The organism is Achromobacter sp. FW305-C-28 (genome assembly GCF_058783235.1).
In genome coordinates, this window is record NZ_JBYSYL010000014.1 from 40,199 (window position 1) to 61,657 (window position 21,459).

General features: G+C 67.0%; 22 protein-coding genes. 11 read left to right on the forward strand and 11 right to left on the reverse strand.

Annotated elements, in window-relative coordinates:
* Window positions 1–122: 122 nt before the first annotated feature.
* From AC3WMR_RS26455 to AC3WMR_RS26470, 4 genes are all read right to left on the reverse strand, one after another.
* The gene (locus AC3WMR_RS26455; RefSeq protein WP_492266829.1) at window positions 123–575 is read right to left on the reverse strand and encodes a response regulator transcription factor; all 453 of its coding nucleotides are present in this window, start codon (window positions 573–575) and stop codon (window positions 123–125) included.
* A 110-nt stretch (window positions 576–685) separates the two neighbouring features.
* Entirely contained in the window at window positions 686–1,540 is an 855-nt protein-coding gene (gene panC / locus AC3WMR_RS26460; protein WP_492266828.1) for a pantoate--beta-alanine ligase, read from the reverse strand.
* Window positions 1,541–1,604: 64 nt separating this feature from the next.
* Window positions 1,605–2,495, reverse strand: a complete 891-nt coding sequence (locus AC3WMR_RS26465) for a segregation and condensation protein A (protein WP_025137218.1) — start codon at window positions 2,493–2,495, stop codon at window positions 1,605–1,607.
* A gap of 16 nt (window positions 2,496–2,511) precedes the next feature.
* On the reverse strand, window positions 2,512–2,700 hold the full coding sequence (locus AC3WMR_RS26470) for a DUF3460 family protein (protein ID WP_025137217.1): 189 nt from the start codon (window positions 2,698–2,700) through the stop codon (window positions 2,512–2,514).
* Between the two features lie 98 nt (window positions 2,701–2,798).
* Between AC3WMR_RS26470 and AC3WMR_RS26475 the strand changes: the two genes are divergently transcribed.
* Both AC3WMR_RS26475 and glpK read left to right on the forward strand, forming a co-directional pair.
* Window positions 2,799–4,253: a DHA2 family efflux MFS transporter permease subunit gene (locus tag AC3WMR_RS26475; RefSeq protein ID WP_492266827.1), complete on the forward strand. Its 1,455-nt coding sequence runs from the start codon at window positions 2,799–2,801 to the stop codon at window positions 4,251–4,253.
* Window positions 4,240–5,763 (forward strand): glycerol kinase GlpK, encoded by a 1,524-nt coding sequence (gene glpK, locus AC3WMR_RS26480; protein WP_492266826.1) that lies wholly within the window; start codon window positions 4,240–4,242, stop codon window positions 5,761–5,763. The genes AC3WMR_RS26475 and glpK overlap by 14 nt, the downstream gene beginning before the upstream one ends.
* An 86-nt stretch (window positions 5,764–5,849) precedes the next feature.
* On the opposite strand, the gene AC3WMR_RS26485 is transcribed toward glpK, so the two are convergent.
* Window positions 5,850–6,443, reverse strand: coding sequence for a hypothetical protein (locus tag AC3WMR_RS26485; RefSeq protein ID WP_492266825.1), 594 nt, complete (start codon window positions 6,441–6,443; stop codon window positions 5,850–5,852).
* Window positions 6,440–7,375 (reverse strand): LysR family transcriptional regulator, encoded by a 936-nt coding sequence (locus AC3WMR_RS26490; RefSeq protein WP_492266824.1) that lies wholly within the window; start codon window positions 7,373–7,375, stop codon window positions 6,440–6,442. The genes AC3WMR_RS26485 and AC3WMR_RS26490 overlap by 4 nt, the downstream gene beginning before the upstream one ends.
* Before the next feature lie 211 nt (window positions 7,376–7,586).
* Here AC3WMR_RS26490 and gtdA point away from each other — a divergent pair, with 211 nt between their 5' ends.
* The 9 genes from gtdA to AC3WMR_RS26535 all read left to right on the forward strand — a co-directional run bounded on the left by gtdA (window position 7,587) and on the right by AC3WMR_RS26535 (window position 15,789).
* The gene (gene gtdA / locus AC3WMR_RS26495; RefSeq protein WP_492266823.1) at window positions 7,587–8,639 is read left to right on the forward strand and encodes a gentisate 1,2-dioxygenase; all 1,053 of its coding nucleotides are present in this window, start codon (window positions 7,587–7,589) and stop codon (window positions 8,637–8,639) included.
* A 74-nt stretch (window positions 8,640–8,713) separates the two neighbouring features.
* A complete protein-coding gene (locus AC3WMR_RS26500) occupies window positions 8,714–9,412 on the forward strand; it encodes a fumarylacetoacetate hydrolase family protein (RefSeq protein ID WP_492266822.1) in 699 nt (232 codons plus the stop codon).
* A gap of 12 nt (window positions 9,413–9,424) precedes the next feature.
* Entirely contained in the window at window positions 9,425–10,063 is a 639-nt protein-coding gene (maiA, locus tag AC3WMR_RS26505) for a maleylacetoacetate isomerase (protein WP_492266821.1), read from the forward strand.
* Window positions 10,060–10,458 carry a chorismate mutase gene (locus AC3WMR_RS26510; RefSeq protein WP_492266820.1) on the forward strand — a complete coding sequence of 133 codons (399 nt, stop codon included), beginning with the start codon at window positions 10,060–10,062 and terminating at the stop codon, window positions 10,456–10,458. Before maiA ends, AC3WMR_RS26510 begins: the two co-directional genes overlap by 4 nt.
* Window positions 10,451–11,455, forward strand: a complete 1,005-nt coding sequence (locus tag AC3WMR_RS26515; RefSeq protein ID WP_492266819.1) for a Bug family tripartite tricarboxylate transporter substrate binding protein — start codon at window positions 10,451–10,453, stop codon at window positions 11,453–11,455. Before AC3WMR_RS26510 ends, AC3WMR_RS26515 begins: the two co-directional genes overlap by 8 nt.
* Window positions 11,456–11,475: 20 nt before the next feature.
* Window positions 11,476–12,828, forward strand: coding sequence for an FAD-dependent oxidoreductase (locus AC3WMR_RS26520; RefSeq protein WP_492266818.1), 1,353 nt, complete (start codon window positions 11,476–11,478; stop codon window positions 12,826–12,828).
* 19 nt (window positions 12,829–12,847) lie between these two features.
* A complete protein-coding gene (locus AC3WMR_RS26525; RefSeq protein WP_492266817.1) occupies window positions 12,848–14,071 on the forward strand; it encodes a 3-hydroxybenzoate 6-monooxygenase in 1,224 nt (407 codons plus the stop codon).
* Between the two features lie 28 nt (window positions 14,072–14,099).
* Complete coding sequence (locus tag AC3WMR_RS26530; RefSeq protein ID WP_492266816.1) at window positions 14,100–15,275, forward strand: ABC transporter substrate-binding protein; 1,176 nt, start codon at window positions 14,100–14,102, stop codon at window positions 15,273–15,275.
* 154 nt (window positions 15,276–15,429) lie between these two features.
* Window positions 15,430–15,789, forward strand: a complete 360-nt coding sequence (locus AC3WMR_RS26535) for a hypothetical protein (protein ID WP_492266815.1) — start codon at window positions 15,430–15,432, stop codon at window positions 15,787–15,789.
* Between the two features lie 126 nt (window positions 15,790–15,915).
* On the opposite strand, the gene AC3WMR_RS26540 is transcribed toward AC3WMR_RS26535, so the two are convergent.
* From AC3WMR_RS26540 to AC3WMR_RS26560, 5 genes are all read right to left on the reverse strand, one after another.
* Window positions 15,916–16,932, reverse strand: coding sequence for a Bug family tripartite tricarboxylate transporter substrate binding protein (locus AC3WMR_RS26540; RefSeq protein WP_492266814.1), 1,017 nt, complete (start codon window positions 16,930–16,932; stop codon window positions 15,916–15,918).
* Window positions 16,933–17,098: 166 nt separating this feature from the next.
* Complete coding sequence (locus AC3WMR_RS26545; protein ID WP_006386910.1) at window positions 17,099–17,839, reverse strand: amino acid ABC transporter ATP-binding protein; 741 nt, start codon at window positions 17,837–17,839, stop codon at window positions 17,099–17,101.
* A gap of 74 nt (window positions 17,840–17,913) precedes the next feature.
* Window positions 17,914–19,017, reverse strand: coding sequence for an amino acid ABC transporter permease (locus AC3WMR_RS26550; RefSeq protein WP_492266813.1), 1,104 nt, complete (start codon window positions 19,015–19,017; stop codon window positions 17,914–17,916).
* 1 nt (window position 19,018) lies between these two features.
* Entirely contained in the window at window positions 19,019–20,209 is a 1,191-nt protein-coding gene (locus AC3WMR_RS26555) for an amino acid ABC transporter permease (protein ID WP_492266812.1), read from the reverse strand.
* Between the two features lie 134 nt (window positions 20,210–20,343).
* Complete coding sequence (locus AC3WMR_RS26560; protein ID WP_492266811.1) at window positions 20,344–21,360, reverse strand: amino acid ABC transporter substrate-binding protein; 1,017 nt, start codon at window positions 21,358–21,360, stop codon at window positions 20,344–20,346.
* Window positions 21,361–21,459 lie beyond the last annotated feature (99 nt).

Genomic DNA, 21,459 nt, shown 5'->3' on the forward strand with positions numbered 1-21,459 from the left:
CCAGCCGCCCCCCTGCCAGGGCCTGCCGAACCTCGGGTTTGCCAGGCCCTGAATTTTGGGCGCCCGCAATGCGTATGTAAGCACACACTTACCTATAGTTGCCTGATTTAATTGGGTTCATTTCAATCATCCGGCATCATTTCGCCGTCAGCAGCGGGCCCAGCACGCTCTTTGGTCGCTGGCTCGGGCGCAGCCCGTGTCGCGTAGCCCGACCGCGCATCATCAGGCTCGTGCAGACGATGCACCGGTGGTTCCGGGGGATGGCCGGCCCAGCCCGACCCGGTTGGCGAAAGCGGCAATAGCGGCGACAGCGGATCGTCGCGGGTGATCCCTTGCACCGGCGAGGCGCCCGAGCGGCCATGGGCGCACAGCCGGCAGGCCAGTTGCATGGCATTGCGCGCCCGCAGCTTGGTGAAGATGCGGGCGCGGTGGGATTCCACGGTGCGCAGGGAAATGCCCAGGTCGATCGCGATGACCTTGTTGGGACGGCCCGCCGCGACGTAGGCGACGATTTGCCGCTCGCGCGGGGTCAGGGCGGACAGGACGGCATCGAGGTCGGGACGGGGTGTCTGCATGGGAAGACTCAACTCTGCAATGAAGGATTGCAGTGAGTCTGCCCCGCGCCCGACGGCACCGTAAGCTGGCAATTCTGATAGGGGCCGCGGCGGCGCGGCCCCAGCGCGCCCTACACGGTGTAGGACAGTTCCAGGTTGTCGATCAGGCGGGTCGCGCCGAGCTTGGCGGCAGCCAGCACCACGACGGGTTCGCCGGCCTGCAGGTCGGCGGCTTCCGGGCGCTTGAGGTCGCGCTGGCGGCGCAGGGCGATGTAGTCCACGCGCCAGCCGCGGTCGGTCAGGGCCTGGGCGGCATCGCGTTCCAGGGCCGCTGCGTCGCGCTCACCGGCGGCCAGGCGCTGGCCAATGTTCTGCAACTGCGCATACAGGATCGGGGCTTCGGCGCGTTCGGCATCGCTCAGGTAGCGGTTGCGCGAAGACAGGGCCAGGCCGTCGTCGGCGCGCACCGTTTCGTGTGCCAGCACCTCGACGGGCAGCTGGAACTGGCGGCACATGTTGCGCACCACCATCAGCTGTTGATAGTCCTTCTTGCCGAACACGGCCACGCGCGGCTGTACGCAGGAAAACAGCTTGAGCACCACGGTACTGACGCCGGCGAAAAAGCCCGGGCGGAATTCGCCTTCCAGGATGTCGCCCAGATCGTCGGGCGGCTGCACGCGGTAGTTCTGCGGCTCGGGGTACATCTCGCGCTCGTTGGGCGCGAACAGCACATAGACGTCGCGCTCGCGTTCCAGCTTTTCGATGTCGGCGGCCAGGGTGCGCGGATACTGGTCGAAGTCTTCGTTGGGCCCGAATTGCAGGCGGTTAACGAAGATGCTGGCCACCACCGGGTCGCCATGCTGGCGCGCCAGTTTCATCAGCGCCAGATGGCCTTCGTGCAGGTTGCCCATGGTGGGCACGAACGACACGCGGTTCTGGCCGCGCAGTTGATCGCGCAATTCCTGGATGGTGTGTACGACTTTCAAGGGAATTCTCCGGGGATGGGGGCAGCCCGGTCAGGTTTAGGGCCTGTTGACGAAAGGCTGGGGCCTAGGCCGCAACCGCCGCGACGCTGGTGTAGGCCAGGCGCACGTAGATGGGAGCATAGGGTTCGGCCTGCGTGATTTCCAGCAGGGATTCACGGGCCAGTTCCAGCATGGCGATGAAGTGCACCACGACGACCGCGGCGGGCGCGCCTTCGCGCACGCGTTCCATGAACAGGTCGCCGAATTCCATGAAGCGCACGTCGTTCAGGCGCCGCAGGATGTGCGTCATGTGGTCGCGCACCGACAGCTGCTCGCGCGTGATGTGGTGGTGCTGGTTGAGCTTGGCCCGCTTCATGATGTCGGCCCAGGCTTCGCGCAGGTCATCGACGCTGACTTCGGGCAGCATGCGCTCGACGCTCAGGTCGGCCACGGCGTGGCTGCTGACGAAGTCGCGGCCCAGCTGGGGCATGGCGTCCAGCTTCTGGGCGGCCAGCTTCATCTGCTCGTATTCGAGCAGGCGGCGCACCAGTTCGGCGCGCGGGTCTTCGGGTTCTTCGCCGGTGTCGGTCTTTTTCACCGGCAGCAGCATGCGCGACTTGATCTCGATCAGCATCGCCGCCATGAGCAGGTATTCAGCCGCCAGCTCAAGGTTGTGGATGCGGATCTGGTCCACATAGGACAGGTACTGCCGCGTGACATCCGCCATGGGGATGTCCAGCACATTGAAGTTCTGTTTGCGGATCAGGTAGAGCAAGAGGTCCAGCGGCCCCTCGAACGCCTCGAGGAAGATCTCCAGCGCGTCCGGCGGAATGTACAGGTCCGTCGGCATCTGGAACAGCGGCTCGCCGTACAGACGCGCGAAAGCGACGCTGTCTATCGTGTCGGGGGTGCTGTCGACGGGCGGTTCCACTAGCGCGGCCAGGGCATCGCCCGGGACGGAGGGGGGGTGGGCCATGTTTGCCGCAACGAGATCAGTCGGCCTGATACACGTACGGCTTTTGCGGCACACGGGCCGCGCGGAAGCCTTCCAGCAGCTCCGCGTCTTGCGGCTTGTCCCAAAGACGGGCTCGGCCTTCGCGCTGGCGTTCTTCGGTGCCAGGATGCGACTGCTTGAAGTCTTTCAGGAAAAGGGTGATCTCGGATTCGTAGTTGGTCGCCATGGCACCAATTTCATTGGGTTTCGGATACCCGGAGTTTACTTCACGCGGGACCGGGCCCCGGCGTTACAATCTTTTGGCTCCCAACGCCCCCTCCCGCCATGTCCGCAGAATCCGCAGCCGCAGCCAATCCCGCTCCCCCTTCAACCCCGGACGCGGTACGCGCGGCGCGAATGATCCCCTTCATCGTGGGCTGCGCGCTGTTCATGCAGATGCTGGACGCCACCGTGGTGGCCACCGCCCTGCCGGCCATGGCCCGGGCCCTGGGGTCGACCCCGGTGCGGCTGAACGTGGCCATTACCTCCTACCTGCTGTCGGTGGCCGTGTTCGTGCCGGTCAGCGGCTGGGCAGCCGACCGCTACGGCGCGCGCCGGGTGTTCGTGGCCGCCATCGGCCTGTTCACGCTCAGCTCGGTGGCCTGCGCCCTGTCGCAGGACCTGCCCCAGCTGGTCATCGCCCGGGTCATCCAGGGCATGGCCGGGGCCATGATGGTGCCGGTGGGGCGCATCATCCTCCTGCGCACCGTGCCCAAGCAGGATCTGCTCAAAGCCATGTCGTTCCTGTCGATCCCGGCGCTGCTGGGACCGGTGATCGGGCCGCCGCTGGGCGGCTTCATGGTCACGTACATGTCGTGGCACTGGATCTTCCTGATCAACATCCCCATCGGCGTGCTCGGCATCGCCCTGGTGCTGCGCTTCGTGGCCGAAATCAAGGAAGAGACCGCGCCGCGGCTGGACTGGCTGGGCTTTCTGCTCAGCGCCGTGTGCCTGGCCGCGCTGGTCAGCGGCTTCGAGGCCATCGGCCGCGACGTGATGCCGCTGCCCGCCCTGCTCGGCCTGATCGCGCTGGGCGCGGCCTGCGGACTGGCCTATGGCTGGCATGCGCGGCGCATCGACTACGCCATCATCGACCTGTCGCTGATGCGCATTCCCACCTTCGCCATCTCGACCCTCGGCGGCAACCTGTGCCGCTTCGCCGTGGGCGCCACCCCTTTCCTGCTGGCGATGCTGCTGCAGGTGGGCTTCGGCCTGTCGCCGTTCTCGGCCGGCCTGATCACCTTTGCCAGCGCGGCCGGCGCCCTGCTGATGAAATTCGTCGCCACGCCCATCGTGCGCCACTTCGGTTTTCGGCGCGTGCTGACCGTGAACGCGGTACTGACCGGCATCTTCATCATGGTCTGCGCCACGTTCACGCCCGCCACGCCGGTGTGGCTGCTGATCGCCATCCTGCTGGTCGGCGGCTTCTTCCGTTCGCTGCAGTTCACCGGGGTAAATACGCTAACCTATGCCGACATCCCCCCTGCCAAGATGAGCCGCGCCAGCAGCTTCGCCGCCATGGCGCAGCAACTGGGCATCAGCCTTGGCGTGGGTGTGGCCGCCGTCACGCTGAACATCAGCATGACGCTGCGCGGCGCCGAAACACTGGCGGTCGGCGACGTCATCGCCGGCTTCATCGTCATCGGCCTGCTGTGCGCGGCCTCGGTCTTTTCCTTTAGACGCCTCGATCCTCTGGCCGGGGCACACCTGAACGGCGCCAAACAAAGTGACGACGAATGAATTTGTCCTAGCCCTGGACCAGGGCACCACCAGCTCCCGCGCCATCGTGTTCGATCGCGACGGCGTGGTGCGCGGCATCGGCCAACGCGAATTCCGCCAGCACTACCCGCGGCCGGGCTGGGTCGAGCACGACCCCGGCGAAATCTGGCACAGCCAGCTGGACGTGGCCCGCGAAGCCTTGCGCAACGCCGCCGCCAGCGCCGCCGACGTGGCGGCCATCGGCATCACCAACCAGCGTGAAACCACCCTGATCTGGGAACGCGCCACCGGCCGCCCGCTGGCCCGCGCCATCGTCTGGCAGGACCGCCGCACGGCGCCGCTGTGCGACCAACTGCGTGCGGACGGCCACGCCGACTTCCTGCAGGCGCGCACGGGCCTGGTGCTGGACGCCTATTTCTCGGGCACCAAGCTGGCCTGGCTGCTGGATCACGTGCCCGGCGCGCGCCAGAAGGCCGAGCGCGGCGAACTGGCCTTCGGCACGGTCGACACCTGGCTGGTGTGGCAACTGACGGGCGGCGCGGTGCACAGCACCGACCCCAGCAACGCGTCGCGCACGATGCTGTTCGACCTGCATACGCAAGACTGGAACGACGAGATCCTGGCGCTGCTCAACATTCCGCGCAGCGTGCTGCCGGCCATCGCGCCCAGCAGCGCGGTGGTGGGCGAGGCCCTGCCCGAATGGCTGGGCGGGTCCATTCCCATCGCCGGCGTGGCGGGCGACCAGCAGGCCGCCACCTTCGGCCAGGCCTGCTTCAAGCCGGGCATGGCCAAGAACACCTACGGCACCGGCTGCTTCATGCTGATGAACGTCGGCGACCAGCCGGTGCAGTCGCGCAACCACCTCCTGTCCACCGTCGGCTGGGGCCTGCCGGCCCAGGGCCAGGACGCCTGGCGCCCCACCTACATGCTGGAAGGCGGCGTGTTCGTGGCGGGCGCCGCGGTGCAGTGGCTGCGCGACGGGCTGGGCATCATCCAGCGGTCCGAGGAAATCGAATCGCTGGCCGCCAGCGTGGCCGACACCGACGACGTCTTCATGGTGCCGGCGTTTGCCGGCCTGGGCGCGCCGCACTGGGACCCTTACGCCCGCGGCACGCTGGTCGGCCTGACGCGCGGTACCACCCGCGCCCACATCGCCCGCGCCACGCTCGAATCCATCGCGCTGCAAAGCGCCGAACTGCTCACCTGCATGAACGGCGACAGCGGCATCGCGCTGACCGAACTGCGCGTGGACGGCGGCGCCGCCCGCAACGACCTGCTGATGCAGATGCAGGCCGACCTGCTGGGCGTGCCCGTGGTGCGCCCGCGGGTACCGGAATCCACCGCGCTGGGCGCGGCCGGCCTGGCCGGACTGGCGGTCGGTTTCTGGTCGGGCCAGGATGAATTCGCTTCCAAGTGGCAGGCCGAACGCACGTTCGAACCGTCCTGGCCGCAATCGGTGCGCGACGCCCGCATGAAGCGCTGGCGCCAGGCGGTGGAACTGTCCAAGGGCTGGTCCAACAGCGCCAACTAGGCCAACCGGCAGCGGGCCACGCTGCTGCCGTATTCCCCTTGCACGATCCGGCTGGATCGGCCAGGCAAGTCCAGCCGGGCAGCGGCTCAACGCCGCCGCGCCTGCGTCTGCATCACGCGCCGCGCCATCTGGTAGCCGGCGAACACATAGAACGCATTGCTGTTCATCAGCAGCCAAGCGCCCGCGCCGCCCAGCAACGCAACCACCGGGCCCACGGCCCGCATATCCCCCTGCGACCAGGCGATCAGCCCCAGGGCGCCGCTGGCCGCCAGGGTCAGTGCGGTGCGCTTGAGCAGCACCAGGCCGAACGCGTGGCCGCCCATGAAGGCCACCACGCCGATGGCCAGCGCCAGCGCGGTGACCGCGCAGGCCAGCACCAGCGCAAAGGCCGCCAACGCCGGCCCCGCGGGGCGCAGCAGCAGGCTCAACAGGCCGATGCCCACGCCGATGCCGCCCACCATCGTCAACACCGCCAGCACCAGCGGCGACCACAGGCCGGGCGGCGTCTGGCGCGCGTCCACGTCGGCAATGAAGCGATGCATGGCGGTGGACGTGGCGGCAGCGCGGCGATCCCGCTCTGGCGCAGCGCCATCCTCGCGCCCGGCCTCGTCCCGCAGCGCCGCTTCCAGCTTGCGGCACTGCGCGATCAGCGCGTTCAGGCCCGGGCTGGATGCCATCACAGCCTCGTCACGCCCGGGGCGTGTTCGGCCACCGTCTTGCGCAGCGCCGCCATGGCTTCCTGCACGGCGGCCGGGCGGAAGGCGTCTTCGCGCCAGTACATCGCCACCGAGCCAAAGCCCGACAGCCGCACCGGGATGATGCGCATCGCCTTCATCTGCGCAAAGCGCAGCGCGGCGCGGTGCGAAGCCACGCCGATCATGTCACTGTTGTTGATCAGCGTGAGGTTGATGGTCACCGAATTGGATTCCACGTGATCCGCGGGCGGCGCCTGCCCGGCCGCGGCCAGCGCGGCATCGACTGCGTTGCGGATGGGCGTGCCCTTGGGCCAGAGTATCCAGCGGTACGACAGCAGGTCCGGCCAGCCCGGCTGTTCCAGCGCGAACAGCGGATGGCGCGGCCGCGCCACCAGGTGGATCGGTTCAAGGTACAGGGCTTCGAAGCGAATGGCGGGGTCGTGGTGCTCGGGCGCCGAACGGCCCACCACGATGTCCAGGTCGCCCTGGGCCAGTTGCGCCAGCAGGCGGTCGGTGGTGCCTTCCACCAGCTTCACGCGGGCCTGCGGCATGCGCTCCAACAGTTTCAGCACCGCCAGCGGCACGGTGTCGGACGCCGAGGCGCCCGATGCGCCGATCACCACCCGGCCGCCGCCGCCTTCGCGCAGCGCGGCCATGTCGGCGCTGGCGCGGTCCAGCTGCGCCTCGACCCGCTGCGCATGCGCGATCAGCACGTCGCCATGCGGCGTGGGCCGCAGGCCGCGCGCGTGGCGCTCGAACAGCGGCAGGCCGATATCGTCTTCCAGGTCCTTCAGCCATTTCGACAGGCCCGGCTGGGTCGTGTTGAGCATGGCGGCCGAGTGGCTGATGTTGCGGGTCTGGGCCAGGCTGAGCAACATTTTCAGGTTGCGCAGGCGCAGGCGGTGGGTCCAGTCCATGGCGCCCTCTTGTCTCGGGTGAGGTGTCGTACGTGGGCCGGGCGGCACCGTACGTATATGGTTATTGGTATGGATAATAAGATAATTTCATTTCAAAACACATAGCTCGTTCCGCATAATCGTCTCCACATCAGGACCCGCCGCGCCCCTTGCGACGGCGGGCCATGCCTACAAGAAGGCCGGCCCCGACGCCGGCCCAGGAGACAAGACCATGCCCGACGGCCATCCCCCCGGCGCGGACCGCGCTGCCTATTACGCGCGCATCGCGCAGAAACACATGGCGCCCCTGTGGGAATCGCTGCACAACCTGGTGCCGCGCCACCCCGCGCCGCGCTGCGTGCCCGCCATCTGGAAATACGACGACGTGCGCGATGACGTACTGGCCTCGGGCTCGCTCATCACCGCCGAAGAGGCCGTGCGCCGCGTGCTGATCCTGGAGAACCCCGGCCTGCCCGGCCAGGCCAGCATCACGCAAAGCCTGTACGCCGGCCTGCAGCTGATCCTGCCCGGCGAAATCGCGCCCAGCCATCGCCACACCCAGTCGGCCCTGCGTTTCATCGTCGAAGGCCGCGGTGCCTACACCGCCGTCAACGGCGAACGCACCACCATGCACCCGGGCGACTTCATCATCACCCCATCCTGGACCTGGCACGACCACGGCAACGCCGAGACGGTCGACGGCGGCGAGCCCGTGGTGTGGCTGGACGGCCTGGACATTCCGCTGCTGCGCTTTCTGGACGCGGGCTTTGCCGAGAACTACCCGTCGGCCACGCAGCCCGTCACGCGCCCCGAAGGCGACAGCATGGCGCGCTTTGGCCACAACATGGCGCCCGTGCGGCATCGCGCGGCCGGCGGCACCTCGCCGATCTTCAACTACCCCTACGAGCGCAGCCGCGAAGCCCTGGATTCGCTCTACCGCCACGGCGAACTCGACCCCTGGGACGGCGTGAAGCTGCGCTACCTGAACCCGGCCACCGGCGGCTACCCCATGCCCACCATGGCCACCTTCATGCAGCTGCTGCCCGCGGGCTTTCAGGGCAAGCCGTTTCGCGGCACCGACTCCACCGTCTACAGCGTGGTGGAAGGCCGCGGCACGGCGCGCATCGGCGACGCCGAATTCCACTTCGGCCCGCGCGACGTGTTCGTGGCGCCGTCGTGGCTGCCGGTGCAGCTGGCGGCGCTGGACGACGCCACGCTGTTCAGCTATTCCGACCGCCCGGTGCAGGACGCCCTGGGCCTGTGGCGCGAAGAGCGCATCGCCTGAACGCCCGGCGTTCCCCGCTTCATTTCGGCCGGCGCCCGCGTGGGTGTCGGCCCCGCATTCCTACAAGGTGACCCATGTCTTTTGTCTTTGATCCCGCCGCTGCCGTGGCCGTGCCCGTCGCCGGCAGCGCCGACCGCTTCCCCGTGCGCCGTGTCTATTGCGTGGGCCGCAACTACGCCGCCCATGCCCGCGAGATGGGCTTCGACCCCGACCGCGAACCGCCCTTCTTCTTTTGCAAGCCGGCCGACGCCGTGGTGCCGGTGGCCCCGGACACCACGCTGCCGCTGCCCTACCCGCCCGAAACCGCCAACCTGCACTACGAGATCGAACTGGTCGCGGCCATCGGCCAAGGCGGCGCGAACATTGACGTCGAAGCAGCACTGCAACACGTCTGGGGCTATGCCGTCGGCCTGGACATGACCCGCCGCGACCTGCAGATGAAGATGCGCGAAGCCGGCCGCCCGTGGGAACTGGGCAAGGCCTTCGACCAAAGCGCCCCGATCGGCCCGCTGCACCGCGCGGCCGACGTCGCCGGCATACACCAGGCGGCCATCTGGCTGCAGGTCAACGGCAAGGACAAGCAACGCAGCGACATCGGCAAGCTGATCTGGTCGGTCGCCGAAACCATCGCCTACCTGTCCAGGTACTTCCGCCTGGAAGCCGGCGACCTGATCTACACCGGCACCCCCGAAGGCGTGGGCCCGGTGGTGCGCGGCGACACGATGGTCGGCGGCGTGGATGGCCTGGGCACGCTCAGCGTGCGCATCGACTGAGCCGGGGGCCCCATGCAACTGCACAGCTTCTTCAACAGCTCCACCTCGTACCGCGTGCGCATCGCGCTGGCCCTGAAGGGCGTGGCGTTCGAGGTGCTGCCCATCAACCTGCGCAAGCAGGAACAGCGCGCTGCCGACTACGTCGCCATCAACCCGTCGGCCGGCGTGCCGCTCTTGACCGACGGCGATTTCTCGCTGTCGCAGTCGCTGGCCATCATCGACTACCTGGACGCCACGCACCCCACCCCGCGCCTGATTCCGCAGGATGCGCGCGAACGCGCCCGCGTGCTGGAACTGTCCGACGCCATTGCCTGCGATATCCATCCGGTCAACAACATGCGCATCCTGCGCTACCTGCAGGAAGAGCTGGGCGCCACCGAGGCCCAGAAGAACGCCTGGTATCACCACTGGATCCGCGAAGGCCTGACGGCGGTCGAGACCCTGCTGGCCCGCCATGGCCATGGCGCCTATTGCTTTGGCGATGCACCGACGCTGGCCGACTGCTGCCTGGTGCCCCAAGTGGCCAACGCCCAGCGCATGGGTTGCGACCTGGCGGCCTACCCGAACGCGCTGCGCGTCCATGCGCATTGCACTGCCCAGCCCGCCTTCCAGCAGGCCGCGCCCGCCAACCAGCCGGACTACGTCAAATGAGCCGCCAAGCCACTCCGGGCCAGGAGCCCGACCCCCAGGGCGCGCCGCTGCGCGAATACACCGACCCCGCCTATCGGCCCCTGTGCGCGACCCTGTCCGAGGTACGCGCCCACATCGATCGGCTCGATGACGAGATCGTGCGGCTGATGGCCGAACGCGCCATGTACGTGAAAGACGCCGCACGCTTCAAGCGCGACGCCTTCCAGGTCAGCGCCCCGGCCCGCCAGGCCGAGGTGTTCGACAAGGTGCGGCGCCTGGCCGAACGCCACGACCGCGGCTTCGAGAACCTGGACCAGGTGGTGGACGCCGCCTACCGCGCGATGGTCGCGGCCTTCATCGCCAATGAACAAACCTATTTCAACACCATGAGAATCGTGGGAGACAAGCATGCGTGATTTCACCCCCCTGACCCGAGCGCGCGGTGCCGCGGCACGCGCCCTGGCCCTGGGCCTGATCGCGCTGGCGCCGCTGGGCGCGGCGCAGGCCGCCGACGCCTGGCCGACGCAGCCGCTCAAGGCCATCGTGCCTTTCGGCCCGGGCTCCAGCCCCGACCAGGTGGCGCGCATCGTCGGCGAGAAGGCCGGCGCCATCCTGGGCCAGACCGTGGTGGTGGAAAACAAGCCCGGCGCCAGCGGCAACATCGGCACCTTCGCCATCGCCAACGCCAAGCCCGACGGCTACACCTTCGGCGTGTCCATCACCGGCCCCCTGGTGAACAACACGCTGCTGTTCGACAAGCTGCCCTATGCGCCGGCCACCGACCTGGCGCCCCTGACGCTGGCGGTGCACCAGCCCAACGTGCTGGTGGTGCCGGCCAACGCCGGCATTGCCAACGTCGGCCAACTGCTGGAGGCACTGAAGAAGAACCCGGACAAGTACAACTTCCCCTCGCCGGGCGCTGGCACCGTGTCGCACCTGGCCGTTGAACTGCTGCTGCAGCAGATCGGCGCGCGCGCCACGCACGTGCCCTATCCGTCGTCGCCCGCCGCGCTGACCTCGCTGCTGTCGGGCGATACCCAGTTCGCTGCGCTGCCGCCCATTGCCGTGATGTCGATGGTCAAGGATGGCCGCCTGAAGGCGCTGGCCGTCACCTCCTCCAAGCGCTCGAGCCTGCTGCCCGAGATTCCCACGCTGGCCGAAGCCGGCGTGCCGGGTATCGAAGGCTCGGCCTGGATCGGTTTCGTGATTTCGTCCAAGGTGCCGGCCGACATCCAGAAAAAGCTGTCCGACGCGCTGATCCAGGCGATCCGTGACCCGGAAGTCGTCAAGCGCCTGCAAGCGCAATTCATGGACCCCGTGGGCAGCAGCCCGGCTGAATTCCGCGCCTACATGGACGACGAACTCAAGCGCTGGGAACCCCTGATCAAGAAGCTCGGCATCAAGGGCCAATAGCGTTGCGCAAGGAGACAAGCATGAGCATTACCGAACCTGCCCGCCAGATCCCGCTGTACGGCGAATACGACGTCGTGGTGCTGGGCGGCGGCCCCGCCGGCATTCTCGCGGCCGCCAGCGCCGCCCGCAACGGCGCCCGCGTGCTGCTGGTGGAACGCTACGGCTTTCTGGGCGGCATGGGCACGGCCGCGGGGGTGTCCAACTTCTGCGGCCTGCATGCCAACATCCACGGCGACATCCGCCAGGTGGTGCACGGCATGACCGACGAGCTGCTGGACCGCATGCGCGCGCTGGACGGCCTGAACGACCCGCACCTGATCCTGGGCAAGATCCACGCCCAGGCGTACGACATCTCGGCCTTCAAGTGCGCGGCCGACGGCATGGTGCAGGACAGCGGCGCGCAGATCCTGTTCCACGCCCTGGCTACCGGCCTGGCGCGCGACGCGGCGGGCAATGTCGATGCGTTGTTCCTGGAAACCAAGTCGGGCCGCTGCGCGGTGCGCGGCAAGGTCTTCATCGACTGCTCGGGCGATGCCGACATCGCCCAGTGGGGCGGATTGCCGTTCGAGAAAGGCGACGCCCAGGGCCATATGCTCTACCCCACGCTGATGTTCAAGGTCGGCAATGTCGACGGCGTGCGCGCTCAGGAAGCCTGGAAGACCATCCCCGTCCTGATGGACCAGGCCGCCGCCAGCGGTGAATTCACCTTTCCGCGGCGCGGCGCCATCGTGCGGCCGCAAAAGCACGACTATGAGTGGCGCGTCAACGTGACGCAGCTGGCCAACGCCGACGGCAGCGCGGCCGACGGCACCGACGCCGCGTCGCTGTCGGCCGGCGAACTGGAAGGCCGCCGCCAGATCACGCAGTACCTGGCCTTCCTGCGCGCCAAGGTGCCGGGCTTTGAGCAGGCCTATGTGCTGGACATCGCGCCGCAGCTGGGCATCCGCGAAACCCGCCGCATCGTCGGCGAAGCCGTGCTGACCAAGGAAGACGTCCTGGGCTGCGCCGATTTCGACGACAGCATCGGCGTGAACGGCTGGCCGCTGGAAATGCACACGGCGGGCGACGTGCAATGGATGTGGCCGCCCATTCCCGAATCGCGCGGCTACAACCAGCTGCCGTTTCGCATGATGGTGCCGCGCCGCGGCGCGGGCGTGGCCGGCAACGTGCTGGTGGCCGGGCGCTGCGCCTCGATGACGCACGAAGGCCAGTCGGCCGCGCGTGTCAGCGGCAGCTGCTTCGTCATGGGCGAAGCCGCCGGCACGGCGTCGGCGATGGCGCTGCGCGCCGGCATCGCGCCGGCCGACGTGCCCGTGGCGGCGCTGCAGGCGCAGCTGGAAAGCCAGGGCGCCTTCCTGGGCCGCCAGGAATGAACCTGCAAGGAACTTGGCAATGAACGCAACACCGGCAGTTTCTTCTTCCCCGCAATCCGTGATCGTCGTGGGCGGCGGCATCGGCGGCCTGGCCGCCGCGCTGGCGCTGACCCGCCAGGGCATCGCGGTGCAGTTGCTGGAACAGGCCGCGCACATCGGCGAAATCGGCGCCGGCATCCAGCTGGGGCCCAACGCCTTTGCCGCGCTGGACGCGCTGGGCGTGGGCGCCACCGCGCGCCAGCGGGCGGTATTCACCGACCACATCATCATGATGGACGCGGTCGATGCCCGCGAAGTGGTGCGCATCGACACCGGCGCGGCGTTTCGCGAACGCTTCAACGGCCCTTATGCCGTGATTCACCGCGCGGACATCCACCTGTCCATCCTGGAAGCCGTGCAGCAGAACCCGCTGATCCGCTTTCGCACCTCGACCCAGATCGCCAGCGTGTCCCAGGACGGCCGGCGGGTCGAAGTGGTCGACACCGACGGCAACCGCTACCAGGCCGATGCCGTGGTGGGCGCCGACGGCGTCAAGTCCGTGATCCGCGAACGCCTGATCGGCGACCCGGCGCGCGTCACCGGCCACGTGGTCTACCGCGCCGTGGTGGAACGCGAGAACATGCCCGAGGAACTGCGCATCAACGCGCCCGTACTGTGGGCCGGCCCGCACTGTCACCTGGTGCACTACCCCTTGCGCGGCGGCCAGCAATACAACCTGGTGGTGACCTTCCACAGCCGCGAACAGGAGCAATGGGGCGTGCGCGAAGGCAGCAAGGAGGAAGTGCTGTCGTACTTCCAGGGCATTCACCCGCGCCCGCACCAGATGCTGGACCGCCCCACGTCATGGAAACGCTGGGCTACCGCCGACCGCGAACCGGTCGAACACTGGGGCCAGGGCCGCGTCACGATCCTGGGCGACGCCGCCCATCCCATGACGCAATACATGGCCCAGGGCGCCTGCATGGCGCTGGAAGATGCGGTGACGCTGGGCGAAGCCGTCAAACGCTGCGATCACGACCTGCAAGCCGCTTTCCGCCTGTACGAATCGGTGCGCATTCCGCGCAGCGCGCGCGTGGTGTGGTCGACCCGCGAAATGGGCCGCCTGTATCACGCGCGGGGCGTCGAACGCACCGTGCGCAACATGCTGTGGACCGGCCGCAGCCAGTCCCAGTTCTACGACGCGTTGCAGTGGCTCTATGGCTGGAAAGTGGAGAACTGTCTCGCGGGACCCATCGAGCCGTAGAAAAACGGCAGGCAAGGAGGAGACAACCATGACACACCCCACCATCCGCGGCGCCGCCGCGATGCTGCTGGCAACGGCGGCCCTGGCCGCCCAGGCCCAGCAAAAGCCCGTGGACATCGGCTTCATCGGCACGCTGTCCACGCCCGCCGGCTATATCGGCGAGGACGAGCGCGACGCCTTCATGCTGGCCGTCAAGGAAGGCGGCGGCAAGCTGGGCGGCGTGCCGGTCAACGTGCGAGTCGAAGACGACGCGCTCAAACCGGCCAATGCCAAGCAGATCGCCGACAAGATGGTGCAGGGCGGCGTGCGCCTGTTCACGGGCGTCAATTTCTCCAACGTGCTGGCCGCGGTGGCGCCCACCGTGCTCAACGCCGGCGGCTTCTATGTCAGCCTGAACGCCGGGCCGTCCAACTACGCCGGCAAGGCCTGCAACCCGAACTACTTCTCGGTGTCGTTCCAGAACGATTCGTACGCCGACACCGCCGGCATGGCCGCCAACGAATTGGGCGCCAAGCGCGTGGTCGTCATGGCGCCCAACTACCAGGCCGGGCGCGACGCCGTGGCGGGCTTCAAGCGCACCTACAAGGGCGAGATCGCCGAAGAGATCTACACCAAGCTGGACCAGGCCGACTTCTCGGTCGAACTGGCGCGCGTGCGATCGCTGGCGCCCGACGCCATCTTCCAGTTCCATCCGGGCGGCGCGGGCATCAACCTGACCAAGCAGTTCGCCAATTCCGGTCTGGAGGGCAAGATCAAGATGATCACGCCGATCTATTCGATGGACGAGCGCATGCTGGCCGCCACCGGCACCGCGGGCAAGGGCTTTTACCTGAGTTCGCTGTGGAGCGCAGACCTGGACAACCCACAGAACAAGCATTTCGTCCAGGCCTTCACCCAGGCCTACAACCGCGCGCCCACCGCCTATGCCGCGCAGGCCTACGACACCGCCCACCTGATCGGCACGGCCCTGAAGGCCGCGGGCGGCGACATCGCCGGCAAGCCCGACGCCTTCCGCGACGCCCTGCGCCGCGCCGACTTCCCCAGCGTGCGCGGCAAGTTCAGGTTCGGCCCCAACCAGCATCCCGTGCAGGACTGGTATCTGCTGCACATCGAGGCCGGCCCCGACGGCAAGCTGGTCTACAAGAACCTCAAGGTGATTGCGCGCGACCACACCGACGTGCACGCGGCCGACTGCAAGATGTGATCCGGACGGGTCCGCGGTTCCGACCAGGGAGCGCGGACCCCGAGGCACGGGACAAATGCCGGGTCTGGCCTTAGTATGCTGGGGGTCGCGCGCCGCTCGCCGGTGCGCCCCGCAAACCACACGCGCCAGTCCAAGCATCATCACACCGATTCCCATGCCCGACGCCCAAGCCGCTTCCTGGAAACACCTGCCCGCGCCGAAAAAGCGCACTGCCCTGCCCTTTGACGCCGTCTATACGGCCGAACAGTACGCCCGCCTGCGCCAAGGCCGCGTGCCGCAGGAAATGGAAGACAAGTGGTTCATCTACCTGGAAGACGGCGTGCTGCGTTTTCACCGCAGCTGGACCGGCATCTGGATCTACGCCGTGACCTTGCAGCCGGAAGGCGAGCAATGGCGCGCGGGCAATGCCTGGGTCAATCGCGAGGCCGACCAGTACGGCTGCACCGACCTGGAAACCGACCGCAAACTGCTGCTGCGGCTCGTCGACAACCTGCTGGCCTCGCCCGTGGCGTAACGTCATCGGCCGGCCACGTATGCAATCTGGCCGGCCCAGGAAAAAGCCGCGCCCTGGGGCGCGGCTTGCATCAGGCTCACGTAGCCGACGGCCTATCGCCGGCACGCACGCGTCAAACGCCTGCGTTCAATTCAGGCTGGCGCCGGAGATCTTCACGATCTCCTGGTACTTGGCCTTTTCGTTCTTGACGAATTCGGCGAAGGCTTCGGGCGTCATCGGGCCGACTTCCGACCCCATCAGCAGCGAACGCTGCTTCACATCCGGCAGCTCCATCGCGTCGGCAAAGGCCTTGTGCAGCTTGGCCACCACCGGCGCGGGCGTGCCGCCCGTGGCGAACACGCCGAACCAGGTGCCCAGGTCAAAACCCTTGATGCCGGACTCTTCCACGGTGGGCACATCGGCCAGCAGCGACGAGCGCTTGGCCGTGGTGACGGCCAGCGCCTTGACCTTGCCGTCCTTGATCAGCGGGGCCGAGGCCGCCAGGTTGTCGAACATGAAGTCCGACTGGCCCGACAGCAGCGCCAACTGCGCGGGTGCGGCGCCCTGGTAGGGGATGTGCTCGACGTTGATGCCGGCACGCGCCTTCAGGAGCTCGCCCGACAGATGGCCCGCACTGCCGTTGCCGCCCGAACCGTAGTTCAGCTTGCCCGGGTTCTTCTTGGCGTACTCGATCAGGTCGGCCAGCGTCTGGATCTTGTTCTTGCTGGCGAATTCGACGTTCATGACCAGCACGTTCGGCACCGACGTGACGATGGTGATGGGCGCGAAGTCCTTCACCGGGTCATAAGGCAGGTTGGCGAACAGCCAGGGATTGATGGCGTGGGTAGCCACGGCGCCCATCACCAGCGTGTAGCCGTCGGCCGGGGCCTTGGCCACCAGGTCGGCGCCGATGTTGCCGCCGGCGCCCGAGCGGTTTTCCACGATCACGGGCTGGCCAAGCGAGCCGCGTACCTTTTCGGCCAGCATGCGGGCCATGGTGTCCAGCGGGCCGCCGGGCGGGTAAGGCACCACGAAGCGCAGCGGCTTGGTGGGGAAATCGGTGGCCTGGGCCAGCGCGGGCGCGGAAAAGGCCAGCGTGGCGGCCAAGGCCACGGCGCCGCCCAGCAAGGCGCGGCGCAGGGCACTACGGGGGGTCTGCTTCATCTCGTGTTCTCCTCTCGATGCATCATTGGCGGTCGGTAGCATACCGCAGCGAGAAGAACAGCGTAACAAAGGGCTACCGCCGAAAGCGGCTCGAATTCGACCAAAAGAAAAGCCGCCTTCGCGGGAAGGCGGCCTGGGATCGACGGTGCAGCGCCCGCGATTCGGATCAATGCAGGATCTGGCTCAGGAACAGCTTGGTGCGTTCGTTCTGCGGGTTGTCGAAGAACTCGTCCGGGCTGTTCTGCTCGATGATCTCGCCGCGGTCCATGAAGATGACGCGGTTGGCGACCTTGCGCGCAAAGCCCATTTCGTGGGTCACGCACAGCATCGTCATGCCGCTTTCCTGGGCCAGGTTGACCATCACGTCCAGCACTTCCTTGACCATTTCCGGGTCCAGGGCCGAGGTCGGCTCATCGAACAGCATGATCTTGGGGCTCATGCACAGCGACCGGGCAATCGCCACGCGCTGCTGCTGGCCGCCGGACAGCTGGCCGGGGAATTTCTTGGCCTGGTCCGGAATGCGCACGCGCTCCAGGTACTTCATGGCCGTGGCTTCCGCTTCGGCGCGCGGCTTTTTCAGCACCCACATGGGGCCCAGCGTCAGGTTTTCCAGCACCGTCAGGTGCGGGAACAGGTTGAAGTGCTGGAACACCATGCCGACGTCCTTGCGGATGGTCTCGATGTGCTTCAAGTCGTTGGTGAGCTCCGTGCCGTCCACGATGATGTGGCCTTTCTGGTGCTCTTCGAGCCGGTTGATGCAGCGGATCATGGTGGACTTGCCCGAGCCGGACGGCCCGCACACCACGATGCGCTCACCCGGCGCCACGTCCAGGTTGATGTTGCGCAGCACGTGGAACTGGCCGTACCACTTGTTCACGTCCTGCAGTCGAATGATGGCATCAGACATGCCTGTACTCCCTAAGTATCGCGGTGCGCGCCCGCTTTGGGCGGACGCGCGGCAAAAGTGTGGGGCCGTTGACCCTAGCGTTCATGACCCGTGGCCAGGCGTTTTTCCAGTGCCTGGCTGTATTTGGACATGGAGAAGCAGAAGACGAAGTAGATCAGCGAGATGAACAGGTACGCCTCTACCCCGAATCCGCGCCAAGCCGCGTCGGACAGGGCCGCCTTGGCTGCCAGCGTCAGGTCGAAGATGCCGATGATGACCACCAGCGAGGTGTCCTTGAACAGCGCGATGAAGATGCTGACCAGCGGCGGGATGACGATCTTCAGGGCCTGCGGCAGGATGATCTTGCGCATCTGCTGCCAGTAGTTCAGGCCCAGCGAATCGGCGCCTTCGTACTGCCCCTTGGGAATCGCCTGCAGGCCGCCGCGCACCGTTTCGGCGATATACGCGGCCGCGAACATGATGATCGCGATCTGCGCGCGCAACAGCTTGTCGATGGAAAAGCCTTCAGGCAGGAACAGCGGCAGCATCACCGACGACATGAACAGCAGGCTGATCAGCGGCACGCCGCGGATCAGCTCGATGTACACGACGCACAGCGCCTTGATCGCGGGCATCTTCGAGCGCCGGCCCAGGGCCAGCAGCACGCCGATCGGGAAGGCGAAGGCGATGCCGAACGTGGACAGGATCAGCGTGAGCGGCAGGCCGCCCCAGCGTGCGTTTTCCACGTAGGTCAGGCCGAACACGCCGCCCCACATCAACAGGGCCACGGCGGTCAGGCCGACGGTCCAGATGACAGCGAGCTTCCAGTTCCAGAAACGGCGGATGCCGCTGCAGACGATGACCGCGATCAGGATCAGGGTCGCGATCAGCGGACGCCATTGCTCGTCGTACGGATACGTGCCGAACAGGATCAGGCGATGCTTCTCGATGATGAAGGCCCAGCAGGCGCCGCCGACGGATGCCCGGCATTCCTGCGCGTTGGCGGCGGTGTAGTTGGCCTTGATGAAAGCCCACTCCACCAACGCCGGCACCGACATCAACAGGAACCACGCCACCAGTACGGTGATCAGGATGTTCAGGGGCGAGGAAAACAGGCGCTCGCGCACCCAGGCCCACGCACCGACGTGGGTCTTGGGCGGCGGCAGCCCTTCGGTGGGGATATGCGTAGTGCTGCTCATATCAACGCTCCACCAGCGCGATGCGCTTGTTGTACCAGTTCATGAATATCGAGATCGACAGGCTGACCGTCAGGTAGGCACCCATGATGATGAGAATGCCCTCGATGGCCTGGCCGGTCTGGTTCAGCGTGGTGTTCACCACGGACACGATGTCCGGATAGCCGATGGCCACCGCCAGCGAGCTGTTCTTGGTGAGGTTGAGGAACTGGCTGGTCATCGGCGGGATGATCACGCGCAGCGCCTGCGGCAGCACCACCAGGCGCAGCATCTGTTTGCGGCGCAGGCCCAGGGCTTCAGCCGCTTCCCACTGGCCTTTGTTGACGGCCTGGATGCCCGAGCGCACCACTTCGGCGATGAAGGCCGAGGTGTAGATCACCAGGCCCGCCAGCAGCGCGGCGAATTCCGGCGACAGCGTCAAGCCGCCCGAGAAGTTAAAGCCCTTCAGTTCCGGCATGTCCAGCGTCAGCGAGGCGCCGCTGACCAGCCAGCCCACGACCGGCAAGCCGATCAACAGGCCGATGGCGGCGCGGCCCAGCGGGAACACGTGGCCGGTGGCTTCCTGGCGCTTCTTGCCCCAGTGGCCCAGGAACAGGATGGCCACGATGGCCAGGCCCAGTCCGGCCAGCATCCAGTCGAGCGAATGGCCTTCCAGCGCCGGCACCTTCAGGCCGCGGTTGGAAATGAACACGCCCGGCAAGGGGTTGTGCGCCTGGCGCGGGCCGGGCATGTTCTCGGTGATGAGCGCGTACCAGAAGAACAGCTGCAACAGCAGCGGCACGTTGCGCATCACTTCGACGTAGATCGAGGTGATCTTGGCGACGAGCCAGTTCTTGGACAGGCGGCCCACGCCGATCAGCGTGCCCAGGATGGTAGCCAGCACGATACCCAGCACGGCGACGCGCAGCGTATTGAGCAGGCCCACCACGATGGCGCGGCCATAGGTGTCTGCAGGGGTGTAGGCGACGGGCGTTTCGCCGATGGCGAAGCCGGCCTCGCGGTGAAGGAAACCGAAGCCCGTGGCGATGTTGCGCACGGACAGGTTGTGAAGCGTGTTTGAAACCAGGAACCACACCGCCAAAGCCACGGCGGCCAGTGCTATCACTTGATAGACCACGGCGCGCACGCCAGGGTCGTTCCAGTTCAGACGCCGGGGGGGTGCCGAAATCGGGGCGTTTTTATTGGGGTTTGTCATCGAATGAATCTACAGAAGTCGGACACCGGGCGGCTGGGGCCTGGATAGGCCGCGCGCCGCCCACTCCTGCCGCCCGCTCGGAGGCGGGCCAGGCATGGCGCAAGGGGTTGCGCCATGCCGGGCAGAGCCGTGTGTTAGCGCACCGGCCAGCCGTACATCAAGCCACCTTGCTTATAGCTGGCGTTCAAGCCGCGGTCCAGCTTCATGGCGCTGCTCTTGCCGAGCGTGGCTTCGAAGCTTTCGCCGTAGTTGCCGATCTGCTTGATGATGTTGTAGGCCCACTTGTCATCAACGCCCAGGTTCTTGCCCATGCCCGGGGTCACGCCCAGGATGCGCTGGATGTTGGGGTTGGTGCTCTTGGTCATTTCATCGACGTTGGCCTTGGTGATGCCGTATTCCTCGGCTTCCAGCATCGCGTTCAGCGACCAGCGCACGATGTTGAACCATTGCTCGTCGCCCTGGCGGACCATGGGGCCCAGCGGCTCCTTGGAGAAGTCTTCCGGCAGGATGATGTACTTGTCCGGATTCTCGAGCGTGGTGCGGGTCGAGGCCAGCTGCGACTTGTCGGTCGTGAAGGCATCGCAACGGCCGGCCGAGAAGGCGCGGATGATTTCGTCGTACTTGTCGATCACGACGGGCTTGAACTCGATCTTCTGGCCTCGGAACCAGTCAGCCAGGTTCAGCTCGGTGGTGGTGCCGGGCTGCACGCAGATGGTGGCGCCGTTCAGTTCCTTGGCGCTCTTGACGTTCAGGTCCTTGGAGACCATGACGCCCTGGCTGTCGTAGTAGTTCACGCCCACGCCGATCAGGCCCAGGGTGGTATCGCGGGTCAGCGTGACGGTGGTGTTGCGGGTCAGCACGTCCACTTCGCCCGATTGCAGCGCGGTGAAGCGTTGCTGGGTGTTCAGCGGGGTGACCTTGATCTTGGTGGCATCGCCGAACATGGTGGCGGCGACGGCGCGGCACAGGTCCACGTCCAGGCCCTTGTACTCACCCTTGCTGTCCGCGATGGAGAACCCCGGGATGCCCGTTGAAACGCCGCACTGGACAAACCCTTTTTTCTTGACGTTATCGAAGGTCGCACCAGCATGGGCAGCCGCGGACGCAGCGAACAGGGCGGTGCCAATGGCAGCGAGTTTCAGTACTTTCATCGTGATCTCCGTAGGGGTGATGCGAAGCCGAACGCAAGGCCGGGTCGGGCTTTACGCATGGGGCGGATGGTAGCGTCCGTAAAGCAGCCTCCGCATCCG

Coding starts and splice junctions, on each gene's coding strand:
- AC3WMR_RS26455 (WP_492266829.1), bottom strand. CDS start 575: ATGCAGACACCCCGTCCCGACCTCGATGCCGTCCTGTCCGCCCTGACC.
- AC3WMR_RS26465 (WP_025137218.1), bottom strand. CDS start 2,495: ATGGCCCACCCCCCCTCCGTCCCGGGCGATGCCCTGGCCGCGCTAGTG.
- AC3WMR_RS26470 (WP_025137217.1), bottom strand. CDS start 2,700: ATGGCGACCAACTACGAATCCGAGATCACCCTTTTCCTGAAAGACTTC.
- AC3WMR_RS26475 (WP_492266827.1), top strand. CDS start 2,799: ATGTCCGCAGAATCCGCAGCCGCAGCCAATCCCGCTCCCCCTTCAACC.
- AC3WMR_RS26490 (WP_492266824.1), bottom strand. CDS start 7,375: ATGGACTGGACCCACCGCCTGCGCCTGCGCAACCTGAAAATGTTGCTC.
- gtdA (WP_492266823.1), top strand. CDS start 7,587: ATGCCCGACGGCCATCCCCCCGGCGCGGACCGCGCTGCCTATTACGCG.
- AC3WMR_RS26500 (WP_492266822.1), top strand. CDS start 8,714: ATGTCTTTTGTCTTTGATCCCGCCGCTGCCGTGGCCGTGCCCGTCGCC.
- maiA (WP_492266821.1), top strand. CDS start 9,425: ATGCAACTGCACAGCTTCTTCAACAGCTCCACCTCGTACCGCGTGCGC.
- AC3WMR_RS26510 (WP_492266820.1), top strand. CDS start 10,060: ATGAGCCGCCAAGCCACTCCGGGCCAGGAGCCCGACCCCCAGGGCGCG.
- AC3WMR_RS26515 (WP_492266819.1), top strand. CDS start 10,451: ATGCGTGATTTCACCCCCCTGACCCGAGCGCGCGGTGCCGCGGCACGC.
- AC3WMR_RS26520 (WP_492266818.1), top strand. CDS start 11,476: ATGAGCATTACCGAACCTGCCCGCCAGATCCCGCTGTACGGCGAATAC.
- AC3WMR_RS26525 (WP_492266817.1), top strand. CDS start 12,848: ATGAACGCAACACCGGCAGTTTCTTCTTCCCCGCAATCCGTGATCGTC.
- AC3WMR_RS26530 (WP_492266816.1), top strand. CDS start 14,100: ATGACACACCCCACCATCCGCGGCGCCGCCGCGATGCTGCTGGCAACG.
- AC3WMR_RS26535 (WP_492266815.1), top strand. CDS start 15,430: ATGCCCGACGCCCAAGCCGCTTCCTGGAAACACCTGCCCGCGCCGAAA.
- AC3WMR_RS26540 (WP_492266814.1), bottom strand. CDS start 16,932: ATGAAGCAGACCCCCCGTAGTGCCCTGCGCCGCGCCTTGCTGGGCGGC.
- AC3WMR_RS26545 (WP_006386910.1), bottom strand. CDS start 17,839: ATGTCTGATGCCATCATTCGACTGCAGGACGTGAACAAGTGGTACGGC.
- AC3WMR_RS26550 (WP_492266813.1), bottom strand. CDS start 19,017: ATGAGCAGCACTACGCATATCCCCACCGAAGGGCTGCCGCCGCCCAAG.
- AC3WMR_RS26555 (WP_492266812.1), bottom strand. CDS start 20,209: ATGACAAACCCCAATAAAAACGCCCCGATTTCGGCACCCCCCCGGCGT.
- AC3WMR_RS26560 (WP_492266811.1), bottom strand. CDS start 21,360: ATGAAAGTACTGAAACTCGCTGCCATTGGCACCGCCCTGTTCGCTGCG.